The sequence below is a fragment of the Litorivivens sp. genome, from assembly GCF_057445395.1.
Map to the genome: position 1 here is coordinate 1 of NZ_JBVBUV010000114.1, position 7,351 is coordinate 7,351.

A 7,351-nucleotide genomic window follows, 5' to 3' on the forward strand; every position below is an offset into this window, starting at 1 on the left:
CCTTGTCCCAACTGTTGCACAGTTGGTCGAACCTCTTTTCGGTTCGAACCCTCCCGCTGGGAAGGTTTTGCCTACTGTGCAAAATCCGCAAACTAGTGCGGCTTCTACAAGTAATGGCTGGGGCGGGAGGATTCGAACCTCCGAATGACGGGATCAAAACCCGTTGCCTTGCCGCTTGGCGACGCCCCAGCAAAACTGGTTAATTCAGGTTCAGAGCAGTGTGGCTTGGCGAGCGATTAACGCCGCGAGCAACAAAGCCGCTGTAACTGGCCGGCCGTTTTGCGAAAACTTCTCGCGCCGACGCTTCATCAGCAAATCGTGCGAACACGCACGAACCGGTACCTGTAAGCTGAGCGGGGGCGAATTGCGTTAACCAATCCAAGGCGTTTTTCACCTCTGGATACAGGTTTTTGACCACATTTTCGCAGTCATTTCCGGCACCCTGCTCAAGAAAGGCCGCTATTCTGATGGGTCGACTGTTACGTGTCAATTGCTGGTGTGAAAAAATTTCGCGAGTTCCTACGCTTACGCCTGGATGAATCACCAGGTACCAGTGCTGCGGCATTTCAACGGGGCAAAGTAATTCACCTACACCTTCGGCCCAGGCGGTTCTGCCGCGCACGAAGATCGGTACATCGGCGCCGAGGCTTAGGCCGATCTCGGCCAGCGTATCAATGCTCAGGCGTGTGTCCCATAGTTGGTTCAAGGCCAGCAGGGTTGTCGCAGCGTTGGAGCTGCCGCCGCCGATGCCGCCGCCCATGGGCAGTATTTTGTCACAGTGAATGTCGGCACCCATCCGGCAGCCCGTGGCCTCCTGCAGTGCGCGGGCGGCGCGCACAATGAGGTTGTCGGCGGGAGCCACCCCTGCAAATGGCGGGGTAAGGTTGATCTCTGGACTGGGGTGAGCGCTAAAGTGGAGCGTATCGCCGTAGTCCAGCAGCTGAAACAGGCTTTGCAGTAAGTGGTAGCCGTCATCGCGGCGTCCCGTGATTTTCAGGCACAGATTGAGCTTTGCAGGTGCAGGCACACTGAGCGTTGTCACGGGCGGTTGCACTGGGCGTTTGCCTGCCAATCGCGCAGCATCCACTTTAGGCGAACGTTGTCGCTTTCCAGGGTGATGCGTTCGGCGCGCTCGGAGCTTGGTTGATATTGGATGGTCCAGCCGTATTGGGTGAGCTCGGTGGCCGAGCCCGCTTCCTGCGGGTGTTGCTGGTGTGGAGCGTCAGGATCAGGCAGCCCACGCAGCCAGTAGCGTAAGGCGGAGACCGGCATAACCCAGCCCAGTGAGGCAAGTAATGCTTCGGGGGAGTCTGCCGTTACTTCCGGGTCGCCGCCACGGTGCAGGCTGACCTGTTGGGCGTCGCCGTAAATAATGGTAGTTCCAACGCCGAGCGGGCCGCTGAGGCGGATGCGGTAGCGATCATTGCAATCCTGCCAGTTAAAGTTAGCGCTTTCCTGCTCTCCGTGGGCCCACAGGCCAACCCGTCCCTGTACGCTCCAGTAGCCTGATTCGTCCAGGGGGGCTTGTTTTGGAGTGCTGCCACAGGCGGCGACAATCAGGGCCGTCAGGCCCAAACAGAGAGATCTAAAACGCATCAGGGTTGTTCTGCTGTCGGGAGGTTAACATTCAGTCGTTGTAGTGTTTCATTGATAATCAGACTGTCGGGGGTGTCCCGCAATCCGGTTTGCCACACGCTGATGGCTTGCTGTTGCTCGCCCAGGAGCCACAGCACTTCCCCGAGGTGGGCGGCGATTTCGTGATCCTGAGTCTGGGCGTAAGCGCGTTCCAGATAGGTTCGGGCCAGTGTCATGTCGCCAAGCCGGTAGGCCACCCAACCATAGCTATCCTGGATGGCGGGGTCGTCGGGTCGTAGCTGCAAAGCTTTGCTAATCAGTGATTTGGCTTCGGTCAGTCTATCGGTCAAATTGGCGAGAGAATAGCCCAATGCGTTGAGTGCAGTGGCGTTGTCCGGGTCGTTGGAGAGGATGACGCGCAAATCGCGTTCCATCAGGTCAAGATTGCGCTGACGCTCACTGAACAGAGAGCGGGCATATAGCAAGTTGGTATTGGATGGATCGTTGTCCAATGCCGAGGTCAGTAGATTGTAGCCTTCTTTATACTGTCGTTGGTCAAACAGAAGGTCGGATTCAGCCAGGTAGAGCTGGGTGCGCAGCTGTGGGAATCGCTGCCGGGCTTCCGTCAGGGTGCGCCTGGCGCTGGCGAGCCCCTGATGCTCGTTGTCCAGAGCTGCGAGCCGGGTCAGCGCCGGGATGAGCTGTTCGCCAATGCCTACCTGACCATAATACTCACGGGCCTGGCTCCACTGTTCACGCTGTTCGGCAATGCGGCCAAGAAAATAAAGGGCGTGGTTCTTCTGTTCAGCGTCGGTGCGCAGGTTTTTCAGCAGTGCTATTGCTTCGTCGTATTCCCCGATTTCGCGGTTTACCAGCGCCAGCGCCAGTTGTATCGCACTGTCTTCCGGAAACTGGTTGTGCAATACCATGTACTGGGCCTTGGCCTGGAAGATATCGCTGCGGGTATACAGCTGGGCAAGATTTTGGCGAAGGCGTTTGTGGTATGGATGTTGGTCAACCGCGAATCGCAGGCGTTCAATAGCTTCATCAATCCGGTTCAGTTGCTGCAACACCCGGGTCTCAATCAGCAGCGCGTGGATATCCAGCGGGGCAACGGCCAGAACCTCGCGAATCAGCAACAAGGCCTCCTCTTCCTGATTTCGGTATTGGAGGGTCAGCGCCACACCGGTTTTCAGGTTTGTATTGTCGGGGTGCTTGGCGAGCATGGCGCGAATCTGGGTTTCAAATGCTTTTTGCTGGTTTTCGGACAGCGCCAGAGCGCTTGCGGCCAGGCTGGCGAAATTACTGTCTTCACTGGAGCCGATCACGGCTTCCATGTGGGGGAGGGCGTCCAGTGGGCGGCGGGCGCGCGCCAGTGTTGTTCCCCGGATGAAATGGGCTTCGGCGGAATCGGGCTCTTTCTGCAGCCACAGCTCGGTGGCGGCTAGGGCGGCTTCGAGATTGTTCACAAACTGGGACAGGCGGGCAGCCGTTGCAATAATGCCGCTGTCATTGGTGCGGTAGGCCTGCTCCATATAATGATCGAGTGCCAGATCATAGTGTTGCCGGCGAATGGCAAACTCGGCCACCAGCAGATCGTAAAAGCTGTCTTCAGGGAAGGGTTTGAGCGGTCGTTTTTCCGGCTCAGCAGGCACTGCGGCGGGCTGTGCAATTGCCGGTGTTTCAGCCGGTGTTTGTGCGCAGGCACCCAACAGCAGGGGCATGCCGAAAGCGGCAGCAATCCCAAGGGTATGTTTGAAATTCATCATGCGATGATTCTAGCATGGGCTGATCGCGTCGCGTAGCGCGTCGCAAAGTGGTTTTACCTGCTCGCTGGCATCCACTTTTAGTGGCCAACTTGCTAGAATTGCCCCCTTTTCCCGGTTCGGTAGTCTCCCCCGCGCATGAATTTGCTGGTTTTGGGCGTTAATCACACCTCTGCCCCTGTTGCTGTACGGGAGCAAGTCGCGTTTGTGCCTGAGCATATGGAAATGGCGTTGCAGGCTTTGTCCCGAATTGAGGGGGTCGATGAAGCGGCCATTCTGTCTACCTGTAACCGCACAGAACTTTATCTGATTAATGCTAGCGATGATGCGTTGCTCACCGACGCTGTTAGTGAGTGGCTGGCAGAATATCGCGGCTTGCCGCGGGCGACGTTTGAGAATTGCCTGTATAGCCACGCGGGGGTGAGTGGAGTGCGCCATATGATGACGGTGGCGGCCGGGCTCGATTCTCTGGTGTTGGGTGAGCCGCAGATTCTGGGGCAAATGAAATCCTGTTACGCGGTGGCCAAGGAGGCCGGGACGCTGGGCGCTAATCTCGAGCGTGCCTTCCAGCAGGTATTTGCAACGGCCAAGCGCGTTCGCACTGACACGGCAATCGGCGAGAACCCGGTGTCTGTGGCCTATGCCGCGGTTAGTTTGACACAACATATTTTCAGTAAGCTCGATCGGTGTCGGGCTTTGCTGATCGGCGCCGGTGAAACCATCGAGCTAGTGGCGACCCACCTGCGGGAGCGCGGTGTTCGCCAGCTGGTGATCGCCAACCGCACCTTGGATAGGGCGCGCGACCTGGCTGATCGATTCGACGCCGAAGCGGTGTTGCTGGCTGATATCCCAGAGCAACTTAAGAATACCGATATTGTGGTGGCGTCGACTGCCAGCCAGTTGCCGATTCTTGGTAAGGGGACGGTCGAGTCGGCCTTGCGTAAACGTAAGCATCGACCGATGTTGATGGTCGATATCGCCGTGCCACGGGATATTGAGGCCGAGGTGGCAGAGTTGGCGGACGTCTATCTCTACACCGTGGATGATCTCAAAGAAATCGTCGACGAAAACCGTAAGGCGCGGGCCAGTGAGGCGCGCAAGGCAGACGGTATCATTGAATCTGCCGTTGCTGAGTGGCAGCGTCAGTGGCGGGCGCTCGATGCGGTTGATACTGTGAAAGACTACCGCTCGCAGGCCGAGCAGTTGCGTATGCACGAAATGGAAAAGGCGCAACGGGCTCTCGCGCGCGGCGTGGCGCCGGAAACTGTGCTTGAGCAGCTGGCGCGCGGTTTAACCAATAAACTAATACACCATCCTAGCTCCCGCTTGCGGGAAGCGGCAGCCAATGGCGAAACAGAAACGCTGCGTATCGCGCGTCAGCTGTTGGGCCTGGATAATGACTGAAGGCATTTAATGAAAGCGTCTATCGCGGCAAAACTGGATAATCTGCTTGAGCGTTACGAGGAGCTGGCAGCTTTGCTTAGTGCGCCCGAAATCATTGCCAACCAAGACAAGTTTCGTGCGCATTCTAAAGAGTACGCGGAAATCGAGCCGGTTGTGCTGTGTCACCGCAATTACAAAAAAGTCGAGTCGGATCTGGCATCGGCGCGAACTATGCTGGCTGAAGAAAGCGATGCCGAGTTGCGCGCGATGGCCGAGGAAGAAATAGAAACCAGTGCCGCGCAGTTGGAAGTGCTGGAACTGGAACTTCAGACTCTGTTGTTGCCCCGTGATCCCAATGATTCCCATAACGTGTTCCTTGAAATTCGTGCGGGCACCGGCGGTGATGAAGCGGCCATCTTTTCTGGCGATCTGTTTCGTATGTACAGTCGCTACGCCGAATCTCAGGGGTGGCGCATAGAAATACTCAGTGAGCGTCACGGAGAGCATGGTGGCTACAAGGAAATTATTACCCGAGTCGAAGGCAAGGATGTCTATGGGCACCTGAAGTTTGAGTCGGGAGCGCATCGGGTGCAGCGGGTACCGGAAACCGAGTCGCAGGGGCGGATTCATACGTCGGCTTGCACGGTTGCGGTGATGCCGGAACCGGAAGACGTGGATGAGGTGGAACTTAACAAAGGCGATCTGCGTATCGATACCTACCGCGCCAGCGGCGCCGGTGGTCAGCACGTTAACAAAACCGATTCGGCGGTGCGCATTACCCATATTCCCAGCGGTATCGTTGTGGAATGCCAGGATGAGCGCTCCCAACATAAAAACCGTGCGCGTGCGATGTCATTACTGCAGGCGCGAATCAATGATGCGGCGCAGAGTGCTCAGGCGCAGGAACAGGCTGAGTCGCGGCGCCTGTTGGTGGGTAGCGGCGATCGCTCTGAGCGTATTCGTACCTATAACTTTCCACAAGGGCGGGTGACTGATCACCGGATTAATCTGACGCTTTATAAGCTCGATGAAATTATTGCCGGTGATATGCGTCACGTGGTTGAGCCACTGCGTCAGGAATATCAGGCTGATCTGTTGGCGGCTCTGGCCGAATAAAGGCATTGTGTTGTGGTGACGATTAGTCAGTTGCGCAGCCGGCGAGTGGAGCTGCCAGACCCGGATACCGCCGCTCTGGACATCGATCTGTTGCTCGTCCATGTGTTGCAAAAGCCGCGTTATTTTCTGCATGCGTATCCCGAATTTGAACTATCTGCCGAGCAGGCCACAGTTATGGAGCAGCTTCTGGCGCGGCGAATTGCTGGTGAGCCCGTAGCCTATTTAACTGGCGAAGCAGAGTTCTGGAGTCTGACACTGGCAACCGACCCGTCAACGCTGGTGCCGCGACCCGATACCGAACTACTGGTTGAATGGTTGCTGGAAGAATATGGCGATACACCAGAAAAGCGGGTGTTGGACCTGGGAACAGGAACAGGTGCTATTGCTCTGGCGCTGGCCAGTGAATGTCCTCGATGGCAGGTAAGTGCGGTTGATCAGTCGGCACAAGCGGTTGCGCTGGCCCGGCGCAACGCCACGGCGCTTGGGTTGGAGCGTGTTTGTGTCAGCCGCTCTGACTGGTTTGATCAGGTCGTCGGCGAATTCGACATCGTGGTATCCAATCCTCCTTATATAGAAGCAGACGATGCTCACCTGCAGCGGCCGGGTGTTTGTTTTGAGCCGGCGTCAGCGTTGGTCTCGGGTGCCGACGGTCTTGATGCGATTCGTCAGATTACTCGGCGAGCGCCAGACTTTCTCGCGCCGGGTGGGGTGCTGCTGTTTGAGCACGGCTATCGTCAAGCCGAGTCAGTCGCCGCTATACTGCGCGCTGCGGGTTTTTCGCGAATTGAAACGCGCAGCGATCTGGGTGGGAACCCGCGCGCCACCATGGGGGTCAATAGTCACTGATGCAGGACGAAGAACTGCTGCGTTACAGTCGTCATATTCTGCTGCCCGGTCTGGATGTTGCCGGGCAAGAACAGCTGTTGGCTGCGACGGTGCTGATCGTAGGCCTCGGCGGCCTAGGCTGCCCGGCCGCTTTGTATTTGGCGGCAGCTGGTGTCGGTCGCTTGGTGTTGGCTGATCACGATCGGGTAGAGCTCAGCAATCTACAGCGACAGATTGCACATGACACTGCGGCTATCGGCTTGTCCAAGGTAGCGTCGGCGCGGGCGCGCTGTCTTGCCCTCAATCCCGATATTTCGGTTGACTGCCTGGACAATCGTTTGGGCGGCAAGGCATTGTTCGACGCCGTGTCTGCATCGGACCTGGTGCTTGATTGTAGCGATAATTTCGACACCCGTTTTGCGATAAATGAAGCCTGTGTTGCGTTGCAAAAACCTTTGGTTAGTGGGGCGGCCATACGCAGTGAAGGCCAGCTTTCAGTTTTTGATCCTCGCCGGGCCGACAGCCCCTGCTATCGTTGCTTGTACAGCCCCGATGTCGGCGACGAATCGCTCAACTGTTCGGAGGCGGGGGTGTTGGGGCCGATCGTTGGTGTCATTGGCAGCCTGCAGGCCACCGAAGCGATCAAGCTCCTGTCGGGTTACGGTGAACCGTTGACGGGTCGCTTG

At 57.3% G+C, this 7,351-nt stretch carries 7 protein-coding genes and 1 tRNA gene; 4 read left to right on the top strand and 4 right to left on the bottom strand.

Annotated elements, in window-relative coordinates; all coding sequences use genetic code 11:
• Positions 1-114 precede the first annotated feature (114 nt).
• The 4 genes from AC222A_RS18310 to AC222A_RS18325 all read right to left on the bottom strand — a co-directional run bounded on the left by AC222A_RS18310 (position 115) and on the right by AC222A_RS18325 (position 3,344).
• Positions 115-189, bottom strand: a tRNA-Gln gene (locus AC222A_RS18310).
• Between the two features lie 10 nt (positions 190-199).
• Complete coding sequence (ispE, locus tag AC222A_RS18315; RefSeq protein ID WP_372760620.1) at positions 200-1,042, bottom strand: 4-(cytidine 5'-diphospho)-2-C-methyl-D-erythritol kinase; 843 nt, start codon at positions 1,040-1,042, stop codon at positions 200-202.
• Positions 1,039-1,596 (bottom strand): lipoprotein insertase outer membrane protein LolB, encoded by a 558-nt coding sequence (gene lolB, locus AC222A_RS18320; protein ID WP_486775400.1) that lies wholly within the window; start codon positions 1,594-1,596, stop codon positions 1,039-1,041. The genes ispE and lolB overlap by 4 nt, the downstream gene beginning before the upstream one ends.
• The gene (locus tag AC222A_RS18325) at positions 1,596-3,344 is read right to left on the bottom strand and encodes a tetratricopeptide repeat protein (RefSeq protein WP_372796861.1); all 1,749 of its coding nucleotides are present in this window, start codon (positions 3,342-3,344) and stop codon (positions 1,596-1,598) included. The genes lolB and AC222A_RS18325 overlap by 1 nt, the downstream gene beginning before the upstream one ends.
• A gap of 135 nt (positions 3,345-3,479) precedes the next feature.
• On the opposite strand from AC222A_RS18325, the gene hemA reads away from it, so the two are divergent.
• From hemA to moeB, 4 genes are all read left to right on the top strand, one after another.
• Positions 3,480-4,745: a glutamyl-tRNA reductase gene (hemA, locus tag AC222A_RS18330; protein WP_372783123.1), complete on the top strand. Its 1,266-nt coding sequence runs from the start codon at positions 3,480-3,482 to the stop codon at positions 4,743-4,745.
• 9 nt (positions 4,746-4,754) lie between these two features.
• Positions 4,755-5,840 carry a peptide chain release factor 1 gene (gene prfA / locus AC222A_RS18335; RefSeq protein WP_372749078.1) on the top strand — a complete coding sequence of 362 codons (1,086 nt, stop codon included), beginning with the start codon at positions 4,755-4,757 and terminating at the stop codon, positions 5,838-5,840.
• A gap of 15 nt (positions 5,841-5,855) precedes the next feature.
• On the top strand, positions 5,856-6,686 hold the full coding sequence (prmC, locus tag AC222A_RS18340; protein WP_372759268.1) for a peptide chain release factor N(5)-glutamine methyltransferase: 831 nt from the start codon (positions 5,856-5,858) through the stop codon (positions 6,684-6,686).
• The coding region (gene moeB / locus AC222A_RS18345; RefSeq protein ID WP_486775401.1) for a molybdopterin-synthase adenylyltransferase MoeB at positions 6,686-7,351 on the top strand (666 nt) is incomplete at its 3' end. The genes prmC and moeB, both read left to right, overlap by 1 nt.

Bases quoted from the DNA above. Each gene is read 5' to 3' on its own strand.
- lolB (WP_486775400.1), bottom strand. From the start codon at position 1,596: ATGCGTTTTAGATCTCTCTGTTTGGGCCTGACGGCCCTGATTGTCGCC.
- AC222A_RS18325 (WP_372796861.1), bottom strand. From the start codon at position 3,344: ATGATGAATTTCAAACATACCCTTGGGATTGCTGCCGCTTTCGGCATG.
- hemA (WP_372783123.1), top strand. From the start codon at position 3,480: ATGAATTTGCTGGTTTTGGGCGTTAATCACACCTCTGCCCCTGTTGCT.
- prfA (WP_372749078.1), top strand. From the start codon at position 4,755: ATGAAAGCGTCTATCGCGGCAAAACTGGATAATCTGCTTGAGCGTTAC.